The 22594-nt window shown below is 70.2% G+C and carries 20 protein-coding genes, 1 other RNA gene and 2 pseudogenes; 11 read left to right on the top strand and 12 right to left on the bottom strand.

Annotation, left to right across the window (positions count from 1 at the left end; all coding sequences use genetic code 11):
• Positions 1 to 256: 256 nt before the first annotated feature.
• Both ACIRP7_RS32400 and ACIRP7_RS32395 read right to left on the bottom strand, forming a co-directional pair.
• A complete protein-coding gene (locus ACIRP7_RS32400) occupies positions 257 to 1441 on the bottom strand; it encodes a serine hydrolase domain-containing protein (RefSeq protein ID WP_403666456.1) in 1185 nt (394 codons plus the stop codon).
• Positions 1393 to 2694, bottom strand: coding sequence for a multidrug effflux MFS transporter (locus tag ACIRP7_RS32395; RefSeq protein ID WP_403666453.1), 1302 nt, complete (start codon positions 2692 to 2694; stop codon positions 1393 to 1395). Before ACIRP7_RS32395 ends, ACIRP7_RS32400 begins: the two co-directional genes overlap by 49 nt.
• Before the next feature lie 87 nt (positions 2695 to 2781).
• Between ACIRP7_RS32395 and ACIRP7_RS32390 the strand changes: the two genes are divergently transcribed.
• From ACIRP7_RS32390 to ACIRP7_RS32375, 4 genes are all read left to right on the top strand, one after another.
• Positions 2782 to 3801 carry a Gfo/Idh/MocA family protein gene (locus ACIRP7_RS32390; RefSeq protein ID WP_403666450.1) on the top strand — a complete coding sequence of 340 codons (1020 nt, stop codon included), beginning with the start codon at positions 2782 to 2784 and terminating at the stop codon, positions 3799 to 3801.
• A 28-nt stretch (positions 3802 to 3829) separates the two neighbouring features.
• Positions 3830 to 4588, top strand: a complete 759-nt coding sequence (locus ACIRP7_RS32385) for an SDR family oxidoreductase (RefSeq protein ID WP_403666447.1) — start codon at positions 3830 to 3832, stop codon at positions 4586 to 4588.
• 343 nt (positions 4589 to 4931) lie between these two features.
• Complete coding sequence (locus ACIRP7_RS32380) at positions 4932 to 6413, top strand: ABC transporter permease (RefSeq protein WP_403666444.1); 1482 nt, start codon at positions 4932 to 4934, stop codon at positions 6411 to 6413.
• 122 nt (positions 6414 to 6535) lie between these two features.
• Entirely contained in the window at positions 6536 to 7234 is a 699-nt protein-coding gene (locus ACIRP7_RS32375) for an ABC transporter ATP-binding protein (protein ID WP_403666442.1), read from the top strand.
• Positions 7235 to 7258: 24 nt separating this feature from the next.
• Here ACIRP7_RS32375 and ACIRP7_RS32370 read toward each other — a convergent pair whose 3' ends face one another.
• Both ACIRP7_RS32370 and ACIRP7_RS32365 read right to left on the bottom strand, forming a co-directional pair.
• Positions 7259 to 8239 (bottom strand): aldo/keto reductase, encoded by a 981-nt coding sequence (locus ACIRP7_RS32370; RefSeq protein WP_403666439.1) that lies wholly within the window; start codon positions 8237 to 8239, stop codon positions 7259 to 7261.
• A 54-nt stretch (positions 8240 to 8293) separates the two neighbouring features.
• Complete coding sequence (locus ACIRP7_RS32365) at positions 8294 to 8620, bottom strand: nuclear transport factor 2 family protein (RefSeq protein ID WP_403666437.1); 327 nt, start codon at positions 8618 to 8620, stop codon at positions 8294 to 8296.
• Between the two features lie 129 nt (positions 8621 to 8749).
• Between ACIRP7_RS32365 and ACIRP7_RS32360 the strand changes: the two genes are divergently transcribed.
• Both ACIRP7_RS32360 and ACIRP7_RS32355 read left to right on the top strand, forming a co-directional pair.
• The gene (locus ACIRP7_RS32360; protein ID WP_403666434.1) at positions 8750 to 9325 is read left to right on the top strand and encodes a DoxX family protein; all 576 of its coding nucleotides are present in this window, start codon (positions 8750 to 8752) and stop codon (positions 9323 to 9325) included.
• A gap of 36 nt (positions 9326 to 9361) precedes the next feature.
• Positions 9362 to 9706, top strand: a complete 345-nt coding sequence (locus ACIRP7_RS32355; protein ID WP_403666432.1) for a MazG-like family protein — start codon at positions 9362 to 9364, stop codon at positions 9704 to 9706.
• A gap of 408 nt (positions 9707 to 10114) precedes the next feature.
• Here the strand turns inward: ACIRP7_RS32355 and ACIRP7_RS32350 are convergent, their stop codons facing one another.
• Positions 10115 to 10483, bottom strand: coding sequence for a DUF6415 family natural product biosynthesis protein (locus tag ACIRP7_RS32350; RefSeq protein WP_403666429.1), 369 nt, complete (start codon positions 10481 to 10483; stop codon positions 10115 to 10117).
• Complete coding sequence (locus tag ACIRP7_RS32345; RefSeq protein ID WP_403666426.1) at positions 10476 to 10994, bottom strand: hypothetical protein; 519 nt, start codon at positions 10992 to 10994, stop codon at positions 10476 to 10478. The genes ACIRP7_RS32350 and ACIRP7_RS32345 overlap by 8 nt, the downstream gene beginning before the upstream one ends.
• Before the next feature lie 191 nt (positions 10995 to 11185).
• Between ACIRP7_RS32345 and ACIRP7_RS32340 the strand changes: the two are divergent.
• The 3 genes and pseudogenes from ACIRP7_RS32340 (at position 11186) to ACIRP7_RS32330 (ending at position 14922) form a co-directional block, all read left to right on the top strand.
• Positions 11186 to 12266, top strand: a pseudogene (locus tag ACIRP7_RS32340) (helix-turn-helix domain-containing protein).
• A 13-nt stretch (positions 12267 to 12279) separates the two neighbouring features.
• Positions 12280 to 12867 (top strand): HD family hydrolase, encoded by a 588-nt coding sequence (locus ACIRP7_RS32335; protein WP_403666423.1) that lies wholly within the window; start codon positions 12280 to 12282, stop codon positions 12865 to 12867.
• Positions 12868 to 13029: 162 nt separating this feature from the next.
• Positions 13030 to 14922 carry a DNA/RNA helicase domain-containing protein gene (locus tag ACIRP7_RS32330; RefSeq protein WP_403666420.1) on the top strand — a complete coding sequence of 631 codons (1893 nt, stop codon included), beginning with the start codon at positions 13030 to 13032 and terminating at the stop codon, positions 14920 to 14922.
• Positions 14923 to 15462: 540 nt separating this feature from the next.
• On the opposite strand, the gene rnpB is transcribed toward ACIRP7_RS32330, so the two are convergent.
• The 5 genes and pseudogenes from rnpB to ACIRP7_RS32305 all read right to left on the bottom strand — a co-directional run bounded on the left by rnpB (position 15463) and on the right by ACIRP7_RS32305 (position 19878).
• Positions 15463 to 15867: RNase P RNA component class A (gene rnpB, locus ACIRP7_RS32325), an RNA gene on the bottom strand.
• A 184-nt stretch (positions 15868 to 16051) separates the two neighbouring features.
• A pseudogene (locus ACIRP7_RS32320) lies at positions 16052 to 16801 on the bottom strand (DMT family transporter); the annotation flags it as partial.
• 51 nt (positions 16802 to 16852) lie between these two features.
• Positions 16853 to 17680: a helix-turn-helix domain-containing protein gene (locus ACIRP7_RS32315; protein ID WP_403666418.1), complete on the bottom strand. Its 828-nt coding sequence runs from the start codon at positions 17678 to 17680 to the stop codon at positions 16853 to 16855.
• 47 nt (positions 17681 to 17727) lie between these two features.
• Complete coding sequence (locus tag ACIRP7_RS32310) at positions 17728 to 18306, bottom strand: Uma2 family endonuclease (protein WP_403666415.1); 579 nt, start codon at positions 18304 to 18306, stop codon at positions 17728 to 17730.
• A 153-nt stretch (positions 18307 to 18459) separates the two neighbouring features.
• Positions 18460 to 19878, bottom strand: a complete 1419-nt coding sequence (locus tag ACIRP7_RS32305) for an RNB domain-containing ribonuclease (protein WP_403666412.1) — start codon at positions 19876 to 19878, stop codon at positions 18460 to 18462.
• Between the two features lie 64 nt (positions 19879 to 19942).
• Here ACIRP7_RS32305 and yaaA point away from each other — a divergent pair, with 64 nt between their 5' ends.
• Together yaaA and eda are read left to right on the top strand one after the other, a co-directional pair.
• A complete protein-coding gene (gene yaaA / locus ACIRP7_RS32300) occupies positions 19943 to 20725 on the top strand; it encodes a peroxide stress protein YaaA (RefSeq protein ID WP_403666409.1) in 783 nt (260 codons plus the stop codon).
• 63 nt (positions 20726 to 20788) lie between these two features.
• On the top strand, positions 20789 to 21427 hold the full coding sequence (gene eda, locus ACIRP7_RS32295; RefSeq protein WP_403666407.1) for a bifunctional 4-hydroxy-2-oxoglutarate aldolase/2-dehydro-3-deoxy-phosphogluconate aldolase: 639 nt from the start codon (positions 20789 to 20791) through the stop codon (positions 21425 to 21427).
• Here eda and ACIRP7_RS32290 read toward each other — a convergent pair.
• On the bottom strand, positions 21410 to 22585 hold the full coding sequence (locus ACIRP7_RS32290; protein WP_403666404.1) for a bifunctional RNase H/acid phosphatase: 1176 nt from the start codon (positions 22583 to 22585) through the stop codon (positions 21410 to 21412). The two genes, eda and ACIRP7_RS32290, sit on opposite strands and share 18 nt — an antisense overlap.
• Between the last annotated feature and the right edge of the window lie 9 nt (positions 22586 to 22594).

Here is a 22594-nt window from a genome sequence, read left to right as displayed (position 1 = left end):
CGGTGCCGGGTGACTCCGCGGTTTCGCCGCCCCCACCCCCGCGGGCCACCCCGCGAACCTCCCGCGCCCCTCGGCCGGGACCCACGCCGACGGACACCAGGTCACACCACGAACGGCCGGCCGGGGTGACTCCACGGCCTCCCCCGCCCCCGCCCCGGCAGGCAACCCGCAGACCCCCTGACCACCCACCCCCCCTCGGCCGGGAGCCACCCCGGCCGACACCAGGTCACACTGCGGAGGGTCTCGTCGGCTGGGGTCAGTAAGCCCCCGCCCCCCGCACCGCCCGCGCCACCCTCGTCGCCGCCTCCGCGCGCGGCCGGTTGTCCGGTGGGCGTCTTCTCGGGTGCACGGTGTTGGCCAGGAGCACCACGAAGGTGTCGGTCGCCGGGTCCAGGACCAGGGACGTGCCCGTGAAGCCCGTGTGGCCCGCCGCTCCCCGGCCCGCCAGCTCCCCCATGAACCACTTCTGGTCGATGGCGAACCCCAGCCCCGGTGGAGTCAGCAGCAGCTCCACGAAGTCCGGGCCGAGGATGCGGGCGGGCCCGTACGCGCCGCCCGCCAGCAGGGTCCGGCAGAAGACCGCTAGGTCGCGCGCGGTCGAGAAGAGACCCGCGTGGCCCGCCACCCCGCCCAGCGCCCACGCGTTCTCGTCGTGGACCTGACCCCGCAGCATCCCCCGGTCCGCCTTGGCCCACGGCCGGCGCTGGTCCTCCGTGGCCGCCGCCCCGGCGCAGGGGCCGAAGCGGGTGGACATCATGCCGAGGGGGCGGGTGATGCCCTCGTGGACGAGGACGTCGAGAGGGCGGCCGGTGATCCGTTCGAGGACGTGCTGGAGGAGGAGCGGGTTGAGGTCGGAGTAGGTGTAGGTGCCGGGGACCCCGACGGGCGGCTCGGCGCGCAGGAGGTTCAGGCGGTCCTCGTCGTCGTCGCAGTCGTGGAGCGGGAGTTCGGGGCGCAGTCCCGAGGTGTGGGTGAGCAGTTCACGGACGGTGATCCCGTGGGTCACGGCCGCCGTGAAGTCGGGCAGGTAGGCGCCCACCCGCGCGTCGATGCCCAGCGTGCCCCGCTCGATCTGCTGCACCGCCGCCACGGCCGTGAACAGCTTGGTGAGGGACGCCAGGTCGAAGGGGGTGTCCACCCGGGCGGGGACGCGCGCCCCGGGGGGCAGTTCGACACCCGCGTCGGCCGCGGGGTCGTAGGACGCGTAACGGACCGCCCAGCCCGACGCCTCCTCCACGGCGATCACCGGGCCGCGCCCCGCGACCAGGACGGCGCCGGGGGCCCAGGGGCGTTCGCCGGCGGTGAGGGCGTGGAAGTCCCGGACGAGATGCCGGAGTTCCCCGGGGTCGAGCCCGGCCCGCTCCGGTGTGTCGGTGCGCAGTCTCGGTGCGCTCAGTTCTCTGCTCCCTCCACAGTCGCACGCCTGTTCCAAGGACGGCACATTGCCATGAAACACAGCAGCGCTACCAGTGCGGCCGCCAGCTGGACGACCGCCATCGGGACCGCCGTGCCTTCTCCGGCCATTCCTACCAGCGGGGAGGCGATCGCGCCGATGAGGAAGGAGGACGTACCGAGCAGGGCGGACGCGGAACCGGCGGAGTGCTTGGTACGCAGGAGCGCGAGGGACTGGGCGTTGGGCAGGACGACACCCATCGCGGACATCAGGACGAAGAGGCCGGCGGCGACGGGGAACAGGCCCACCTCGCCGAAGACCCCGGTCGTCATCAGCAGCAGGGCCGTGGCCGCCGCCGTCACGGTCAGCAGGCCCACGCCCAGGACCCGCTCCAGGCTGACCCTGCCCACCAGCAGCTTGCCGTTGATCTGGCCGACCACGACGAGGCCGACCGAGTTCACGCCGAACAGCAGGCTGAACGTCTGCGGGGAGGCGCCGTAGATCTCCTGGATCACGAACGGGGACGCCGAGATGTAGGCGAACAGCGCGGCGAAGGCGAAGCCGCCGGTGAGCATGTAGCCGGTGAACGGCAGGTCGGCGAGGAGTCGGCGCATGGAGTGCAGGGCCTCGACGACGCCGCCGGTGCGCCGCTGGGCCGCCGGGAGAGTCTCGGGCAGCCTCGCCCACACCAGGGCGGCGAGCAGCGCCCCGATGACCGTGAGGACCACGAACACGCCCCGCCAGTCCGTGACCCGCAGGATCTGCCCGCCGATCAGCGGTGCCACGATCGGCGCGACCCCGCCGATCAGCATGAGAGTCGAGAAGAACCGGGCCATCGCCACGCCGTCGTACAGGTCCCGGACCACGGCCCGGGCGATCACTATGCCCGCGGCGCCCGCGAGCCCCTGCACCAGCCGGAAGCCGACCAGGAACTCCACGGTCGGCGCGAGGGCGCACAGCGCGGTGGCAACCACGTACGCGAGGAGACCGGCGAGCAGCGGACGGCGGCGGCCCCAGCGGTCGCTCATCGGGCCGACCACCAGCTGCCCGAGCGCCATGCCGAGCAGACAGGCGGTGAGGGTGAGCTGGACGGTGGCGGCGGGCGCGTGCAGGGAGTCGGTGACCTGCGGCAGCGACGGCAGGTACATGTCCATCGCCAGCGGGGGCGTGGCGGTGAGGCCGCCGAGGAGCAGGGTGACGAGCAGACCGGTGCGGCGCACGGCGGCCGCCGGTGGTTCCGCCTTCGGTACGTCCGCCCTCTCGACGTGCCCCCGCTGCTCAAGGTGCCCCTGCTCGGGCATGTGCCCCTCCCTCTCCACGTGATCCGACACCTATGCTCTCAGCTCGTACAGGGTGGCGAGGGTCATGTGAGCGAGGGTGGAGCCGGGATGACGGAGCAGAGCGTGCGCTGGGGGATTCTGGCGACGGGCGGGATCGCGGCCGCGTTCACCGCGGACCTGGTGGATCTGCCGGACGCGGAGGTGGTCGCGGTGGCCTCCCGGTCCGAGGCCTCGGCGAAGGCGTTCGCGGAGCGGTTCGGGATCGAGCGGGCGTACGGCGAGTGGGGCGCCCTGGCCGAGGACGCGGACATCGATGTCGTGTACGTCGCCACCCCGCACGCGGCGCACCGGGCGGCCGCCGGGCTGTGTCTGAGCGCCGGGCGCAATGTCCTGTGCGAGAAGGCGTTCACGCTGAACGCGCGGGAGGCCGAGGAACTGGTCGCGCTCGCGAAGGAGTACGACCGCTTCCTCATGGAGGCCATGTGGATGTACTGCAACCCGCTGGTCCGGCGGCTCAAGGCCCTCGTCGACGACGGCGCGATCGGCGAGGTCCGCACCGTGCAGGCCGACTTCGGGCTCGCCGGGCCCTTCCCGCCCGCGCACCGGCTGCGGGATCCGGCACAGGGCGGCGGCGCGCTCCTGGACCTCGGGGTGTACCCGGTGTCGTTCGCGCAGCTGCTGCTCGGGGAGCCCTCGGACGTCACGGCGAAGGCGGTGCTCTCCGAGGAGGGCGTCGATCTGCAGACGGGCGCGCTGCTCTCCTGGGACAGCGGGGCGCTCGCCTCCCTGCACTGCTCCCTGACCGGCGGCACCGCCACGATCGCGTCGGTCACCGGCTCGCTGGGCCGCATCGACATCCCCAACGGCTTCTTCCACCCGGACCGTTTCGTGCTGCACCGGGACGGGCGTGACCCGGAGGAGTTCGTCGCCGACCCGGCCGACGGGCCCCGCAACAGCCTCAAGCACGAGGCTCGCGAGGTGATGCGCGCGCTGCGGGCCGGGGAGACCCAGTCCCCGCTGGTGCCGCTGGAGGGCACCCTCGCGGTGATGCGGACGCTGGACGCGGTTCGGGACCGGATCGGCGTGCGTTACCCGGGAGAGACCGCCGGGATCGTCACGCCGGCGTGAGCCCCTGTCTCACCTACGCTGCGGGTTCATGGACACCAAGAACGTGAAGACCGCCGTGGTGACCGGCGCGGGCTCCGGGATCGGCCGCGCGGTCGCCGTGGAACTGCTGCGGACGGGTTGGTCGGTGGCGCTGGCCGGGCGTCGCACCGAGACCCTGGAGGAGACGGCGGCCCTCGCGCCCGAGGGCGACCATCTCGCCGTACGGACGGACGTCTCGCTCCCCGACGACGTGGCCGCGCTGTTCGCCGCCGTGGTGGAGCGGTTCGGGCGGGTGGATCTGCTGTTCAACAACGCGGGGACCTTCGGGCCCGGCGGGGTGCCGGTGGAGGAGCTGCCGTACGACGCGTGGCGGCACGTGGTGGACACCAACCTCAACGGGGCGTTCCTGTGCGCGCAGGCCGCGTACCGGCAGATGAAGGAGCAGGACCCGCGGGGCGGCCGGATCATCAACAACGGCTCGATCTCGGCGCACACGCCCCGGCCGCACTCCGTCGCCTACACCGCGACCAAGCACGCCCTCACCGGCCTCACCAAGTCGCTGTCGCTGGACGGGCGGGCGTACGGCATCGCGGTCGGGCAGATCGACATCGGGAACGCGGCGACCGACATGACCGCGGGCATGGGGGCCGGGGCGCTGCAGGCCAACGGGGAGGTCGTGCCGGAACCCGTGATGGACGTGGCCGATGTGGCGCGCACGGTGCGGCACATGGCGGAGCTGCCGCTGGAGGCGAACGTGCAGTTCGCGACCGTACTGGCGACGGCGATGCCCTATGTGGGGCGTGGCTGAGCAGCCGATTACCACAAACGGAATCCGAGATTCCACCCCACTGCGGCCGGTTGGCGGCTTATGCTCATCACGCGTCCTCCACAAGAGCTTCACACTTGAGGAGTGGCGTTCCGACGACCGCATCCGAGGGGGGAGCGCGGCGGCCATCCATGGACCGGGTGGGGGTGGATCTCGCGTGGGACCGCGAGGTACGCACCGGTCCGTGGACGGCCGCCGCGCACATTCTCAGCTCACGCACATCCCTTCTCAGCCTGCGCATATCCCTTCCTCACGGCCCCGCAATGCAGCGTCCCTACGTTGAGGGCGCGCCCACAGCGGGCGCCAAGAACCTTCGAGGAACGGGATGTTTGGCATCTATCTCAAGCGCGAGCTGGGCCGGCGCAAGAAGGCGGCCCTGGTCATCGCTCTGGGTCTGGCGCTCGGTATCGCGCTGGTCATCACCGTCAACTCGGTGTCGGCCGGCATGACTCAGGCTCAGGACAAGGTCCTGAAGTCGCTGTACGGGCTCGGCACCGACATGACCGTCACCAAGACCAGGTCGGCCCCCACGTCCGGGAGTTCGGGCAGACCGAACTTCCAGTTCGACGCCAACTCCAACGACAGCGACGACACGCAGAGCTCGGACCGTGTCATGACCCAGGGCGGTCAGGCCCTGGCGTCCAGTGTGGTCACGAAGGTCGCCCAGCAGAAGGGCGTGGCGAGCGCGGTGGGCGCGCTGACGCTGAACGTCACCAAGGTCGACGGTTCCTTCACCCAGGGCAAGGCGCAGAGTTCCGGCGGAAACACCGGGAACAGCGGCCAGGGCGGCCCGGGCGGCGGCTCCGGCGGCGGTTCGGGCGGCAACAGCACCGCCGCGCCCCAGGTCCAGGGCGGCGGCGCCAACTTCGACGTGAACTCCTACTCGGTGGCCGGCGTGGACGTCACCGACCAGACGCCCGGCCCGCTGGCCGGATCGAAGATCACCACCGGCAAGACCTTCACCGCCGCGCAGACCAATGCGAAGGTCGCCGTCGTCAGCAAGGCGTACGCCAAGGAGAACTCCCTCAAGGTCGGCGGGACCCTGAAGATCTCCGGCACCACGTACACGGTCATCGGCATCGCGACGCCGGACAGCAGCGAGTCCACCACCGACGTCTACCTGCCGCTGAAGCAGGCCCAGACGCTGGCCGACGCCAAGAACCAGGTCACCACGATCTACGTCAAGGCCACCGACTCGCAGCAGATCGACTCCGTCAAGGCGGCGATCCAGAAGAACATCTCCGGTACGACCGTCACGACCTCCGCCGACCTCGCCGAGACCGTCTCCGGGTCCCTGTCCACCGCCTCCGACCTCGCGACCAGCGTCGGCAAGTGGCTCTCCATCGCCGTGCTCGTCGCCGCCTTCCTGGTCGCCGCGCTGCTGACCTCCTCGGCGGTATCGCGCCGGGTGCGGGAGTTCGGCACCCTGAAGGCGCTCGGCTGGCCGAGCCGCCGGGTCACCCGGCAGGTCGTCGGCGAGTCGATCGTGAACGGCCTGCTCGGCGGCGCCCTCGGCATCGGACTGGGCCTCGCGGCCGCGTACACGGTGACCGCGATCAGCCCCAAGCTGACCGCGCAGCTCGGCAACACCGGCGGTGGTGGCGCGGGCGGCCCCGGCGGGGGCGGCGGTCCCGGCCGGCAGGCCACCCAGAACACCATGGAGATCGCGCTGTCCGCGCCGGTCTCGATGACCACCATCGCGCTCGCGGTGGGCCTCGCGGTGACCGGCGGGCTGATCGCCGGCGCGATGGGCGGATGGCGGGCGTCCCGGATGCGGCCGGCGGACGCGTTGCGCAGCGTGTCGTAACGGCGGCACAGCGCGTCGTAACAGCGGCACAGCGTGTCGTAACAGCGGTCTGTCGCGACGGCTGTCGCCTTCCCCCTCCTTGTTCATCTACGGCTTCTCTACGGCTTCTCTACGGAGTTCTCATGTACAGACTCACCGGCGTCACCAAGCGCTACACGCGCGGCAAGGAGACGGTGGAGGCGCTGCGCGGCGTGGACCTCACCATCGAGGACGGCGACCAGCTGGTCATCCAGGGCCCCACGGGCGGCGGCAAGTCCACCCTGCTCCAGATGATCGGCGGCCTGGACCGCCCCACCGAGGGCAGCGTCGAACTGGACGGCGTCGACCTCGCGAAGATCAGCGAGGCCAGGCTGACCCGGCTGCGGGCCGAGAAGGTCGGCATCATCTTCCAGTCGTTCAACCTCATCCCGACGCTGACGGCGCAGGAGAACGTGGAGACGGCCCTCGTGCCGCTCGGCGTGAAGCCGGCCGAACGGCGCGAGCGCGCGGCGGAGGCCCTCAGGTCCGTCGGCCTCGGCGAACGGCTCACCCACGCGCCCGCCGAGCTGTCCGGCGGCCAGCAGCAGCGGGTGGCCATCGCGCGGGCGCTGGTCAAGAAACCGAAGGTGCTGCTCGCCGACGAGCCCACCGGCAACCTCGACGAGTCGATGCGCGACGAGATCATGGCGTTGCTGGAGGGGCTGTGGCACGAGTACGGGCTGACGTTCGTCCTGGTCACGCATGACTCGTCGATCGCTCGGCGGGCGCCACGGCTGGCGACCATCAAGGCGGGACAGATCGCGTTGACCGAGCAGTCGCAGTCGTTGACGCAGGGGCACTAGCCGCCCGTCCCGGCCGGGGGCCGCTCACCGTTCCAGAAGCTTGTTGATCTCGGTCACCTGCTCGGCGGTGAGCGGCCCCTTCTCGATCGCGCCCGCGTTCTGCTCGGCCTGGGCCACCGACCGGAAGCCGGGAATCGGAACCGTGCGGGGGCTGCGGGCCCAGATCCAGGCCAGGGCACCCTGCGCGAGCGTACGGCCGTCGCTCGTCAGGATCTCCTTGAGCGCGTCGATCCGGGACAGCCACTCCCGGTCGGCGGACGTACCGTCACCGAAGCCCTGGAGCCAGGCCGGGGGCTTGCTGCGGATGTCACCGGCGTCCTTCGGCCCTTGGCGCTTGCCGGCCAGCAACCCCATGGCGAGCGGGCTGCGGTTGATGCCGGCCAGGTCCAACTCCTCGCACAGGGACAGCATTTCGGGCGCGTCCTGCAGCACGTTGAGGGCATGCTGTACGGCCGTGCAGTGCTCCCCTCGCGCGAACACCGCGGCCCGGGCCGGGTCGTCGGTGCTCCAGGCGTAGGCGCGGATGAGCCCCTCGCTCACGAACTCCTCGCACAGGTCCCGGAGTTCGGCCGCGAGTACCGGGTCGAGGTCGGAGAGGTGGAGCTGGTACAGGTCGATGCGGTCGGTGCCCAGACGCTCCAGGGAGGCGGTCAGGGCGCGGCGGGCGTACTCGGGGGTGTGGTCGGAGCCGGTGAGGGTGCGGGTGTCCTCGTCGAAGACGTTGCCCCACTTGGTGGCGAGGACGACGTCGTCCCGCCGCTTGCCCAGCGCCCGTCCGAGCACCCGCTCACTGTGTCCGGCGCCGTAGGTGTCCGCCGTGTCGAAGAAGGTGATGCCGAGGTCGAGGGCGCGCCGGACGGCCCGTACGGACTCCTCGTCGTCGACCTTGCCCCAGCCGAGGGGCTGTCCGTCGGCGTCCTGCCATTCGCCGCCGATCGCCCAGCACCCGAAGCCGAGCGCGCTGACCTCGATGCCGGAACGGCCGAGAGTGCGTGTGATCTCCATGGGTGAGAACGCTAGGAGTTGGAGTGCGCTCCAGGGCAAGGGCTTTCTCGGGATTCAGGCCTGGCCGGTCTCGAATCGGGAGATCCTGCCGTCCTCCCCGACCGTGAAGTGCCAGCGGGTGCGCATCTCGCCCCAGGCGTCGTTGCGGTAGTGGGCGAGGAGGGAACGGCCGCCGTTGGACTCGTTGTCGACGTCGAGATGGCCGTGGGAGGAGAAGATCTCCCGGTCGACCCACTCGTCGAGGTCACGGTCGCTGCCGTCGTCCGCCATGGTCGCCCCGGGCGCGAGCAGGGCCAGGAAGGCCTCACGGTCATGGGCGTTGACGGCGGAGACGAAGGCACGGACGGCCGGGTCGCTGAGCCTCGCGGTCTGAATCGTCATGCCAGCCAGACTCACACCGCTCCCCCACCCGCGCCACCCGAACGGCGGCGCGGGTTTTCCGGGCAGGTGTGAGCGGTGCGACGGTGGAAACGCGAGGGGGGTCTCTTTCCACTTCTGCTGGGAGTCATCGTGAGCGCTTACGACCGACGCGACCTGGGCCTGCTGCTGCTCCGGCTGGGAGCCGGAGGTGTACTGGCCGCCCACGGCGCGCAGAAACTGCTCGGCTGGTTCGGCGGGGGCGGCCTCGAAGGGACCGGCCAGTTCATGGAGTCCGTCGGCTACGCGCCGGGCAAGGCCAGCGCCACCGCGGCGGGCCTGGCCGAGGCGGGCGGCGGCACGCTGCTGGCGCTGGGCCTGGCGACCCCGGCAGCAGGTGCGGCGGCGGCCGGCGCGATGGCCGGAGCGTCCGCGGTACACGCCCCCAACGGCTTCTTCAACACCGGCGGCGGCTACGAGTACGCGGCCACACTGGGTCTCACGGCGGCGGGTCTCGCGGTGACGGGGCCGGGCCGCCTGTCCCTGGACCACGCGCTCGGCCACACGGTGAACCGGGGGTGGATGGTGCCGGCCGCTCTCGGGGCGACCGCGCTGGTGACGACGCTGGTCGTGGGGGCGCGGAACCGGCGGCTGCGGGAGAAGGAGGGGGCGGGCGACGACGGGCAGGCGTCGCTGTTCGAGGAGGAAGAGGCGTTGTTCGCGGAGTAGGCGAGGGGGACTGCAGGCCGTGGGAAGCTGCTCCGCATGAGTGAGCACGGCACGTCCCGCGAGGACCTGTGGACATCCGTCGACGCCCTGTGGACCTGGCTGGAGAGGGATCAGCCGGTGAACGGCCGCGAGGGCCTCCTGCTGCGCATGCTGAAACTCTCCGAGGAGGTCGGCGAGGTCTCCGATGCGGTCATCGGGGCGATCGGCCAGAACCCCCGCAAGGGCGTCAGCCATACCTGGGACGACGTGCAGGGTGAGCTGTGCGACGTGGTGATCACGGCACTGGTGGCGCTGCGCACGCTGACACCGGACACGCGGGGGGTCTTCCATCGCCATCTGAGCCGGGTGACGGAGCGTTCGCTGGGCCCTGGGGCCGTCTGACTCTGTCACCTGGTCGGCCTACGGGACCCCGCACCCCCTCCTCGGACGATGAACCGGACGACGGCGGCAGTCGGAGGGGCGCCATGAACGACATCCCGGCCCCCTCACAGAACAGGACTACGCGGCCCGTATGACCGGGGCGGTCAGGGAGGCGCGCGGGTCCGGTCTGGCGGGGCTTCTCATCACCCCGGCCACGGCCGAGATGCGATCAGGGCTGTGATTCCGACCTGGACGTTGACCGGAAGATCGGGCGCCCATCAAAGGCCCCCGGTGGCCTGCACAACAGCACCTACTGGAAGCGTCAAGAGCTACAACGCCCGGTGTGATGAGGAGGAGAGTCCTCAACTGAGCGGCATGATCGGCCTGGGGTGAGTCAGGAGCCACGCGGGTCGGTCAGGCGTCCGGGGGCTAACCGCTCAGGAGGGGCGCGCAGACATGCCGACGACATAGCGTGGCCAGGGCCCGGCAGGTCAGGGCGAGGTCTTCAAGGTGGACAGCAGCCGTGTGGTGGTTCGAACCCGGCCCGTCGTCGAGAGTCTTACGGGTGCGGACAAGCAGCCAGCGCGAGGTCTCACGGTCACTGGTGTCCTCCGACCACCCTTCGACCGCCACTTCCAAAGCAACGGCCAGCAACTCCACGTGCCGACGCAAGTTGCCGCTCAGTCGGTCTACCTCAGCCCCCTCTGGGACCTTGGCAGGCAGCCCGCTGGTCAGCTCCAAGGCTTCCGTCCATGCCTCACAGAACATGTCGAAGTCGAGCGGCCGACCGTCAGTCACAGTCGGTCTCCTCCAACGCGATCAGGCGAGAACGGCCGATGTTGACCAACTGCGCAACCACATCTGCCTGACAGACGACTTCGGGCCGCTCCGGCGGCACGCACCACGAAGATCGGACCAAGTACCGGCTTGAGTCGATGCTCGGGTGCGGCACGCCAAGGAAGCTGTCCGCGACGAGGCAGACCGTGTCCGGCACCTGCCAGGTTGCGCACGCACCGGCCGGGACCAGGAAGTAGTACCGGCCTGACTGCCGGTCGACAAACACTGGTCCACCGTGCAGCGCGGTGGCCAGGTACTCGTCGACCCGGCCGCGATCCTCGCTGCGAGCAGCGGCGAACACGGCGTCGGCCGGTACGCGGATGGCGGAGAAGGCAACACCGCAGCGGAGGAGGGCGACGTCCATGGCCTGCCACTCAGCACGCGCCCGGGCCGGATGATCGGCAGCCCGCAGGAGCCACTCGGTGACGTCCAGCTCGTCGTCGGCGCGCGCGTGTGCCACCAGCCCGGCCACTGGGTCGACCGGAGGCAACACTCCACGAGGTGACACATACGAGTCATGTGCATGGATAACGGTGTCCATGAGCAATTGCGTCCCTACTAGGCTCGATCAGTGACGTCTACGACGGTAGAAGTCCGGCGTCAAAGCCTGAAGTGACTGTGAGTACAGGTGGTTTGCTCTCAGACCCCCAGAACGGACACCCCATGCGGCGAAGCTCACGAGAAACCCTGACCGGCGGTACGGGGAAGCCAGGGCGGCCCCGTTCAGGCCTCATCTCGGGGTACGTCCTACGTCTCGTCAGGGAACACCAGGGCTACACGCAAGAGGAGCTCGCCGAGCACCTGACGGTCTCCCCGGACACCATCGCCGGCCGGTTGGTCAGATGCTCATGCACCGTCATCGACTCATGCAGCTGAACACCCCGTCCGCACTCCTCGAGGCCCTTGAACGCGCTCTAGAGGCGGACGTCCTACTGGCGACCGTCCTCGACGAAAACGCCGCAGTCGAGGAAAGTCCGCTCGGCGCGATGGTGATGCAGCGCGAACTCGGCGAGATCCTGGCGTGGCCCCTCAACGGCGTACCGCCGCAGCCCATCCGGGATTTACCCCAGCCATCGCGCCCGCGGCGTGGCCCCGCCCCCGCCGGCCCGCAGCTCAGCCAGCCCGAACGTGCGGTGTTCTTCTCTACCCTGCGGCGCACCGCCGAGCAAGCCCGTGGCGAAGGACAATTCCTACTGCGCCGCCAAGCCCTGTACCTCTCCGGCTACGACACACAAACCGACACAGCGGACTGGCTCGCCCACCAACAACGCACCGAACGGCCGGACGACTGGCTGACCTTGTGGCTCAATGCCCGCAGCGTCGCAGCCGTGGCCGCCCGGCAGGGCGACCGCGACCCCATGAGCCACTTCATCAGCACCGCACTCACGGACGACGACGCCGGCGAGGCCGCCAACCTGAATTACTGGGCGTACTGGGTCGGCGAAATGCACCCCAAGGAGCTCTCGGACGACTTCATCGCCGACCGCGCCCCCCAGCCTGGCCCGGCGACAAGCTCCTGTCGCACCTCGTCCAGGGCCTGGCGCCGCACCACGGCTACGTAGACCTCAACATCCACACCCTGTGGTCGCTGCTTCAGATCCGTCCCAACCTGCTCCGATCGGGTGCGGCAGCCCGGGCTCTGCGCGACCGGCTCCCCGTGATGTTGGATAGCAGGGAGCTCTCGTCGCGCGGTCGACGGGAGTTGGAAAGCATCCGGTACGCGATCCGCCTCGCCGAGGCGTGAGAGGAGCCCCACGGTGTCCGAGGACCTGACCGCGGTTGCCCGTTTCCTGTACGAGGCGGGGACCCTGAAGAACACCGCTCGCACCGGATGGTGGATGGCCGGCGTACAGCACCCGGAGTCGGTCGCCGAGCACTCCTGGCGCACCGCCCTCATCGCCACGATCATCGCGAAACTGGAGGGCGCCGACCCAGCCCGGGCCGCCTTCCTCGCCGTCTGGCACGACTCCCAAGAAACGCGTACCGGAGACGTCAACCACCTCGGCAAGAAGTACACCGGCGGAGAGGCCGACCCTCGCGACATCACCGCCGACCAAGTCGCCGGCATGCCCGAGCTTCTGGCAGAAGCCGTCCGTGACTTGGTCGCCGAGTACGAGGCCAAGGAGTCCCCGGAAGCGATTTGCGCGCGGGATGCCGACAAGTTGGAGTGCATGATCCAGGGCGTCGAGTACCGGGACCATGGCTACGCCAATGCCCAGCGGTGGATCGACAACAGCCGAGGGCGGATTGTCACCAAGACGGCGCAGGCGCTGGCTGACGCGGTGTTGGACACGGGGTCACTGGATTGGCTACGTGCGGCGCTCGGCGAGCGAGACTCCACGTAACCGTCCCCTCCCCCGCCCCCTCCCCGTGATCGAATCGCTCACTTAGGATGGTGAGTACCATCTCAGCGGCCCGACGGGCTTCCTGATCCGCTTGCGCAGCGGACATCGGAGGACATGCCCCCACCCGCACGAGTCTTCTTCGTGCTGCCTGGGGGCATTTTCTTGCTGTTCCGAGAGTCCGCGGCGTCCGTGGCCGCCCGCCTCCTCGAAGGGTCGCTGGCGCTGCATCTGACCGAGAACTTCCGTCACCAGCACGGCCGGAGCCCCGCCCAGGCGGAGATACGGTCCTGGGAGCGCAGCCTCCCCGCCCTTGTCAACGCACTCATCGAGGCCGGACTCGACGACGTTGAGGTCCTCGTCGAGTACAGCCTTCCCCTGACCAGCAAGCGCGCGGACGCCGTACTCGCCGGTGTGCACCCGACCACCGGCGAGCCGTCGTACGTCGTCGTCGAACTCAAGCAGTGGAGCACGGCCTACCCGGAAGATGACGAGCCGCTGCTGTGCCGGATCGACGCGTACGCGCAGCCCGTCCTCAATCCGATCGAGCAGGTACGGGGCTACTGCGAGTACCTGAAGTCGTTCAACGGTGCGTTGGAGCGGCTGCCCAACTCGCTGGCCGGCGTGGCGTTCCTGCACAACGCGACAGAGTTCCAGATCGCTGGGCTGAGGAACGTCGAGGAGAACCAGTACGGTCGGATGTACACCGGGGAACAGCGCGGCGCCTTCCTCGACTTCCTGCGCTCGCGGCTCGCCGCGAAGCCCGGCGCACACGTGGCCGACGCACTGCTCGACGCCAAGGTGCGGCCGTCCAAACAGCTGATGTCGGTAGCGGCAGCCGAGATCCGTGACCGCGAGCAGTTCGTGCTCATCGCCGAGCAGCGGGTCGCGTACGAGAAGGTGATGTCCGCCGTCCGCAAGGCCAAGCGCGGCAATCACAAGCAGGTGATCGTGGTGACCGGCGGTCCCGGATCCGGCAAGAGCGTCATCGCACTGTCGGTCCTCGGTGAGCTGTACCGCCGCGGAGTACCCGCACTGCACGCTACCGGGTCCGCGTCGTTCACCAAGACGATGCGCAGGGTAGCGGGGCACAAGAAACGTGAAGTGCAGCAGCTATTCATGTACTTCAACAGCTTCATGGACGCCGAGCCCAACGACCTCGACGTGCTGATCTGCGACGAGGCACATCGTCTGAGGAAGACCTCTGCCAACCGCTACACCAAGGCGGCCCTCCGCACCGGACGCCCCCAAGTGGCGGAACTGATCGACGCGGCTCGGGTCCCCGTGTTCCTGCTCGACCAGCACCAAGTAGTGCGCCCCGGCGAGATGGGGACCAGGCAGGAGATCGAACGGGCCGCCGCCGCAGAGGGCCTCGACTGCACTGTGGTGGAACTGGACGGCCAGTTCAGGTGCGGCGGGAGCGACGCGTACGAGAAGTGGGTCATCGACCTGCTCGGGCTCGACGGCGGCACGCCCAGCCAGTGGGAACCCGACGCCAAGCTGCAACTACTGACCGCCGAGACCCCGCAGGAACTGGAGGACTTCCTCGTCGCGCGCCGCGAGGAGGGCTATGGCGCCCGCATGTCGGCCGGCTACTGCTGGAAGTGGACCACGAAGATCACCCCCGACATGACGACCCTCCCCGAAGACGTCGTGATCGGCCAATGGTCCCGTCCCTGGAACCTTTACGGCGACCGATCCGCCCTCGGCGCACCACCCGCTCCTCTCTGGGCCACCGACCCGGCCGGCTTCGGCCAGGTCGGCTGCGTCTACACCGCGCAGGGCTTCGAGTACGACTGGTCCGGCGTGATCATCGGCCCCGACCTGGTCTGGCGAACGGACTGCTGGGTCGTGGACCGCTCGGCGTCGAAGGACCCGTCTTTCACGAAGGCCACGCCGGACGACGACGTCGACCGCCTCATCCGCAACACGTACAAGGTGCTGCTGACGCGGGGGATGGTCGGGACGATCCTCTACTCGACGGACGCGGAGACCCGAGAGAAGCTGCGGTCGCTTATTTATCCGGTGTCTCGGGCCGAGGTGCACGAACTCATGTAGTTCCGACTACACGACCATGATTACTCGCTGTCGGACTCGCCGGTGGCCACCGCACCTTGCAGTTGCGGGTGCAGGCGCAGCCACAGAGGAAATGAGCCGAGCGAGGTGCGGTCGCTGCGGCGAGCGAGACGATCGACTCACCCGGCTTGAGCGTCAGCCGTGCGTACATGTAGCGCAAAACGTGGAATCCATGCCCCCGCTGCTGGGCTCCCCTGATGGCCCTGCTGAAGGGCAAGCCAGTTCAGATGTCACCCGATCGTGCGGCAGACCCAGCCCTCGCACGATGTGGCTTCGGCTCACCGCAGCCCATGCCGAGTGGGCCGTGCGGACTGACACGACGGTCAACGCCGGGGCCGCGTAATCCCGCCGAGCCAAGACCACTCCCATGGCGGCGACTGTCTGGGCCGGCAAGCTCAGACGCCTCGCGCGTCCCCCGCTCCAGGGACTTTCCGCCGCGTAACGCAGCAAGCCTCAAAAAGATCGGAAAGGACCTCCGACGCAGGTCAGAGGCCCTTTCCCAGGCAAAACCGCAGCTAGCGGCAGACGAGTCGGGCTATACGCCGGGTTCTGTCGCCCAACCGCCTCGCGGCGGCCGGGGAGACGGCCATCCATCTAGGACCGGCGTTGCCGCCGGTCTCGTGCGGTCTACCCGGGGACTCGGGCGGGCAGCCCTCGAACGTCCCCGCAGAAACACCGGGGTGTTTCCTTTTGACCTTGCTCCGGGTGGGGTTTACCTAGCTGCTCAGGTCGCCCTGGGCACTGGTGGTCTCTTACACCACCGTTTCACCCTTACCGAAGACCGAAGTCCCCGGCGGTTTGTTTTCTGTGGCACTTTCCCGCGGGTCACCCCGGGTGGCCGTTAGCCATCACCCTGCCCTGTGGAGCCCGGACGTTCCTCGGGAAGCCCTCCAAGAGGGGACTTCACGCGGCCGTCCGCCCGGCTCGTCTGCCGTGTCGACCATGTTACCGGGCGCGCGCCCCGCCTCTGTCCGGCTGGGGCCCCGTCCGCGGCCTCGCCCCTCGGGTGACCCAGCGCCGGGCGGGCGGCGGCCCCCGCACCGGAGGCGGTCGCCAGTACCGAGCCCGCCAGGATCAGGGTGAAGGCCACGACGATGGTCGCCGTCAGTGGCTCGGACAGGAAGATCGCGCCCGCTGCCACCGCTACCGCCGGATTGACGTACGTGAACACCGTTGCCCTCGTCGGGCCCGCCTCCTTGATCAGCTCCAGGAAGGCCACGAAGGCGACCGCGGTGCAGACCACTCCCAGGGTGGCCAGCGCGGTCAGGACCGAGGCGGAGGGCATCTCCGACGGCCAGGTCATCGCCGCCGCCGGGGCGTAGACCAGGGCCGCGAGGGCCAGGCAGGGGGCGATGAGCTGGAGGGTGGGGATGTCTTTGAGGTAGCGCGCGGCGATCAACGGGGCCGTTGCGTAGCCGATCACCGTTATCAGCACCTCGGCCAGGGAGCGGGCGTCCCCACCTGTCAGGTGCGGGACTGTGAGGACTCCTACGCCGGCCAGGCCCAGGCCGAGCCCGATGACGCGCCGTACTCCCAGCCTCTCCGTTTCGCCGAAGAAGCGGGCCAGGGCCACTCCCACGATCGGGACGCCCGCGATCAGCAGGCCCGCTGTCGAGCTGGACAGGTGGCGTTCCGCGTCGGTCAGGGTCCACCAGGGGCCGATGATCTCGATGCACGCGAAGGCCAGCATCGGGCGCCAGTGGGTTCGAACGGTGGCGGGCAGGCCGCCCTGCCGTATCGCGAAGGGCAGGAGCAGGGCCGCGCCCAGCGCACAGCGCGTGAACACCACCATCGACGGGGACAGCGGGGCGTCCACCGCCACCTTGATCAACAGGTAGGGGATGCCCCAGACCACTCCCATCAGGGAGAACAGGAACCAGCCGCGTGCAGTCATGCGGCCATCCTCGGCGCGTCAGCGGCCCGCGTCTTGAACGCTGTTGCGGTATGCCGCCGGGGTCACCCCGAGCACCCTGCGGAACCAGCGCGTCAGGTGTGCCTGGTCCGCGAAGCCCACCAGGCCCGCGACCTCGGCCGGCTTCAGGCCGGACTCCAGTAGTCCGCGGGCCCGATGCACCCGGTGCTGGGCCAGCCAGGCGTACGGCGGTATCCCCATCGTCGTACGGAAGGCTCGGAGGAGTTGGTAGCGGGACAGGCCCAACGCGGTGGCGAGTTCGGCGAGGGAGGGGGGTTCCAGGAGGTCGTCGGCCAGGCGGTCCCGTACCGCGTGGGCGATGTGGGCGGCGCCCGGCAGGGCATCGTCGGAAGCGCGGGCCGAGGAGTGGCGGCGGGCCAGTGCCGTCAGCAGCCATGGGAGGCGGGACTCCGTCTCCAGCGGGTCGGGGCAGACGCTCAGTTCGGCGTGGGCGCGACTGAGGGCGGTGGCGAGTTCGGGGTCGTCGAGGAGTGGTTCGCGGAAGTACGGGAGGCCGCCGCCGAGGGTGCCTTCGGTGAGGAGGGAGGGGTCCGGGTACAGGGCTCGGTAGGCGTAGCCGCCGTCGGAGCCGGCGGGGCGGCCTGTGTGCATTTCGCCGGGAGCCAGTACGACGATGGAGCCCGGGCCCGGGCGGAGGTGGTCGCCCCGGTAGTCGATGACCTCGGAGCCGGCGACGCAGATGCCGATGCTGAACTGCTCGTGCGTGTGCGCGGCGTAGACGTGGCGGTCGAAGCGGGCGGTCAGGAGGTCCAGCGGGGGGCCGCAGCGGCCCAGCCGTGCTCTCGTCCACAGTGCTTGTTCCGCCACGGTCGTCCCCCTGTCCGTCTTGCTCAGAGGGTGCAACGCCTCAGCACTCAGAGAAAGTCCGCGGTCTCCAGGTCGAAGCCGAACGGGGCGGGGAGTCTGAGCGGCTTGCCGAAGGACCGGGTGCAGAGTTCGCGGTAGTCGTCGTTCTCCGGGTCGCCGAACAGGGTGACCGACGAGGTCTCCCGGTCGACGAGCAGGTAGAGCGGGATGCCGCCGCGGGCGTAGCAGCGGCGCTTGGCCTCGCGGTCCGCCTCCGGTTTGGTCGACGTCACCTCAAGGACCATGGCGACTCCGTCGCAGGGCATCCAGGAGTCGGCACCCCGGAAAAGCCGCCTCTCGGCGGGGGCGAACGTACCGTCCGGGATCACGTGATTCTTCGGGCAGCCGCCTCCGCTCCGCAGCTTCAGCCCTTTGTTGCCGGAGAACTGCATGTCCGTCTGCGCTCGCCTGATCACCTGGTTCACGATCAGCCCGATGTAGTCCTCGTGATCCCCGTCCGGCGGCGGCGTCACAACGATCTCCCCCTCGATCAGCTCGGCCCGGAAACCCTCCGGGGTATCGAGGGCCAGGAAGATCTCCAGCAGTCCCTCAGCCGGCGTGAGCGGCTCATGAGCCATGGCAGTCATGTCACGCCCCTCCTTCTGTCGCTCGCCAGACTGGGACATCGGAAGATCACCTGCCCGAGAGATCGGGAACCGTTCCCTCGATCGTGGCACACGAGGATGAGCGACGTCAGTCACCGAGGCCACCCCTCACCTGCCGGACCCACCGCCCTGCGATCAAGCGGGCGCGAAGCGCACTTTCGAGGTTCCCGGATCCGACTGGACGACCTTCACCCTGAGGCGCTCGCCCAGCGACAGATCCTCCCCGTCGATCCGGCCCATGACCGCCGGCGTCTCCAACTGCACGGTCCCCACCGTCGGTCGGTCTTCGTCGATGTCCACCACGCAGCCCTCGAACACCTCCCCCACCCGGTCCTTCAGCAGGGCCGCCTCGACCAGGTCGACGCACTCCCGTTCCGCCTTGGCAGCGAGCCGACCGCCTTCGGTCATCTCGCGCGGCAGCGCCTCGAGAGCCGCGAGCACCCAGTCCGGCACCGGCTCCCCCGCCACCGCAGCCAGGCAGATCTCCGAAGCGTAGCGGTCTACCAGACGTCGCAGTGGCGCGGTGCAGTGGGCGTAGGGGGCGGCGACCGCCGCGTGGGTGGTGAGGGAGGGCAGGACGCCGTCCCGGAAGACCGTGTAGCCGGCGCCCCGCAGCAGGGTCGTGCACTCCTGGAGGAAGGCCGCGTGGTGAGGGTTCCGCGGGTCCAGGGAACGCACCAGCGCCGCGTACGACACATGGTGCGGCCAGTCGATGTGCAGGGCGGGGGCGGTGCGGCGCAACCGTCCCACCGCGCCGTCCGGGGCGGCGGGCAGGGTGCGGAGCACTCCCGTGCCGTATCCGAGCATCAGGTCCGCCGCCGCCATGCCCGTGAGCAGGGAGATCTGGGCGTTCCAGCCGTCGGCGGGCAGCGGGGCGCGGTACGACAGTTCGTACGTGCCGTCGCGCTCGGCGATCTCCTGCTCGGGGATCCGCAGGGAGATCCCGCCGCGCTCGACCTCCAGCCGTTCCCGCAGCTCGCCGACGACGCGGAGCAACTCCAGCGGCTCCTCGGCCGTGCCGGAGTCGATCGCTCGCTGTACGCCCTCGTAATCCAGCTTGGCCCGGCTGCGGACCAGGGCCCGGCGGACGTCGGCCGCGGTCGTACGGCCTTCCGCGTCGAGGTCGATCGTCCACAGCGCGGCCGGGCGGACCTGGTCCGGGAGGAGGCTCGCGGCGCCCTCGCTCAGCACCGGCGGGTGGAGCGGAATGCGGGTGTCAGGGAAGTACAGGGTCATCACCCGCCGGTGTGCCTCCGCGTCGAGGAGGCCGCCCGGGACGACGAAGGCGGCGACGTCGGCGATGGCGTACCGGAGGCGGTAACCGGTGCCTCGCCGGGAGAGGTGCATCGCCTGGTCCAGGTCGGTGGAGGCGGGCGGGTCGATGGTGAAGAGGGGGATGTCGGTGGCGTCCTCGTACCCCTTCGGGTCGGGCACCCGTTGCGCCTCCGCCGTCACCTCGGGCGGGAAGTCCGAGGGCACGCCGAGTTCGGTGCGCAGGGCGGCGAAAGCGGCCCGTAGCGGGACGTCGGTCACACGTATGTGGCGGCGAGGCATACAGCGAGGGTAAGCAGATCGGGCCCCGTACGCTGTCCGGAGCTCAAACAGAAGGAGACGTTCCGTGCTTGTCCTGCTGCCTCCCTCCGAAGGCAAGGCGTCCTCCGGTCGTGGCGCCCCGCTGAAGCTGGAGTCGCTGTCGTTGCCGGGGCTCAACGAGAGCCGTGAGGCGGTCCTGGACGCGCTCGTCGAGCTGTGCGCCGGTGACGAGGAGAAGGCGCGGGACGTGCTGGGGCTGAGTGAGGGGCTGGCCGACGAGGTCGCGAAGAACGTCGAGCTGAGGACCGCGGGGGCGCGGCCCGCCGGGGAGATCTACACCGGCGTGCTCTACGACGCCCTCGACCTGGCTTCTCTCGACGCGGCCGCGAAGAGGCGTGCGGGGCGTTCGCTTCTCGTGTTCTCGGGGCTGTGGGGAGCGGTCCGGGTGACGGACCGGATTCCGTCGTACCGCTGCTCGATGGGGGTGAGGCTGCCGGGGCTCGGGGCGCTGGGCGCGCACTGGCGCAAGCCGATGGCCTCCGTGCTCACCGAGGCCGCCGGGAACGGGCTCGTGCTCGATCTGCGGTCCTCCGCCTACGCGGCCGCATGGAAGCCGAAGGGTGAGGTCGCGGGACGGACGGCAACCGTACGGGTGCTGCACGCGCCGACGCGGAAGGTGGTCAGCCACTTCAACAAGGCGACCAAGGGGCGGATGGTGCGGAGTCTGCTGGCGGCGGGGGTCTCGCCGAAGGGGCCGGCCGAGCTGGTGGAGGTGCTGCGGGAGCTGGGGTACGTGGTGGAGGCGTCGGCGCCCGCCAAGGCGGGGCAGGCGTGGGCGCTGGATGTGCTGGTGGACGAGATCCACTGACGTTCCGTTGCAAGGAATGCAACGACCATTGCGTGCATCGCAGCGCTTCGGCACGATGACGCCATGGCCTCCCTGTCGCACGCCTCGTTGCTCGACCTCGCGCCCGTCGTCCCCGTCGTCGTGCTCCAGGACGCCGCCGACGCCGTGCCGCTCGCGCGCGCCCTCGTCACCGGCGGGCTGCCCGCGATCGAGGTGACGCTGCGGACGCCGGCCGCGCTGGACGCGATCCGGGTGATCGCCGAGGAGGTGCCGGACGCGGTGGTCGGGGCCGGGACCGTCATCACGCCGGCCCAGGTGACCGACTCGGTGACCGCCGGCGCGCGCTTTCTCGTCAGCCCGGGCTGGACGGACGTACTCCTGGAGGCGATGCGGGGGTCCGGGGTGCCGTTCCTGCCGGGGGTGTCGACGACCTCGGAGGTCGTGGCGCTGCTGGAGCGGGGGGTGCGGGAGATGAAGTTCTTCCCGGCGGGGGCGGCCGGGGGTACGGCCTATCTGAAGTCCCTGTCCGGGCCGTTGCCGCAGGCGCGGTTCTGTCCGACGGGAGGGATCGGGCCGGAGAACGCCCCCGAGTACCTGTCCCTGCCCAACGTCGGCTGTGTGGGCGGGACTTGGATGCTCCCGGAGGACGCGGTCGCCGCGCGGGACTGGGGACGGGTCGAGAGGCTGGCCCGGGAGGCGTCCCGGCTACGGACGCAGGTGTGACGTGTCGTTGAGAAGCCGCACGCTCGCGTTGCCGTCGGCGTAGTACGCGACCACCGACATGGACGCCGCCGAGAGTTCCATGCGGAACAGGGACTCGGGCGGGGCGCCGAGAGCGAGGCGGACGAACGTCTTGATCGGGGTGACGTGGGTGACGAGCAGGACCGTACGGCCCGCGTACGCCGCGACGAGCTTGTCCCTGGTCGCCGCGATCCGGGTCGCCGTGGCCGCGAAGCTCTCGCCGCCGCCGGTGGGTTCGGCCTCCGGGTCGGACAGCCACGTGTTCAGGTCGTCCGGGTAGCGCTCGCGCACCTCGCCGAAGGTGAGGCCCTCCCAGGCGCCGAAGTCGGTCTCGATCAGGCCGTCCTCGACGGTGACCTCCAGACCGAGCCGGTCGGCCACGGCCTCGGCGGTCTGCCGGGTACGGGTCAGGGGCGAGGCGAGGATGTGCTGGATCGTGCCTCGGCGGGCCAGCGCCGCCGCCGCGCGTTCCGCCTGTTCCCTGCCGATCTCGGAGAGGGCGGGATCGGTGCCGCCGCTGCCCGAGAACCGCTTCTGGGGGGTCAGGGGCGTCTCTCCGTGCCGCAGGAGGACGAAGGTGGCCGGGGCCCCCATGTCGGCGGGCGCCCACCCTGGGCCGGCGACCGCCTTGGCAGCACGCCGGTCCGCCTCAGACTTGGCATCAGCAGAAGAAGAAGCAGAAGGAGAAGCAGAAGCAGCGGCCGAAGACGACGGCTTCCGTACCGAACTCGCCGACGCCCCCGAGTCCATCGCCTCGTTCGCCAGCCGGTCCGCGTGCTTGTTCTGCTCCCTCGGGATCCACTCGTACGTCACCCGCTCCGACGGAAAGACCCTTCCCGCCTCCAGAGCGAGCGGCTTCATGTCGGGGTGCTTGATCTTCCAGCGCCCCGACATCTGCTCGACGACCAGCTTGGAGTCCATGCGGACGTGGACGCGGGCGGAGGGGTCGAGGTCGTGTGCGGCACGCAGGCCCGCCAGCAGTCCCCGGTACTCGGCGACGTTGTTGGTGACGGTGCCGAGGTATTCGTATGTCTCGACCAGCGTCTCCCCCGTCGCCGCGTCCCGCACCACGGAGCCGTAGCCGGCCGGCCCGGGGTTGCCCCGCGAGCCGCCGTCCGCCTCGACGATGAACTCCCGCACGCCGACGAC

This window comes from Streptomyces sp. NPDC102270 (assembly GCF_044766405.1).
GTDB lineage: Bacteria > Actinomycetota > Actinomycetes > Streptomycetales > Streptomycetaceae > Streptomyces.
The sequence above is the reverse complement of the archived record's forward strand: the minus strand, read 5'-3'. Positions and strand labels throughout refer to the sequence as shown.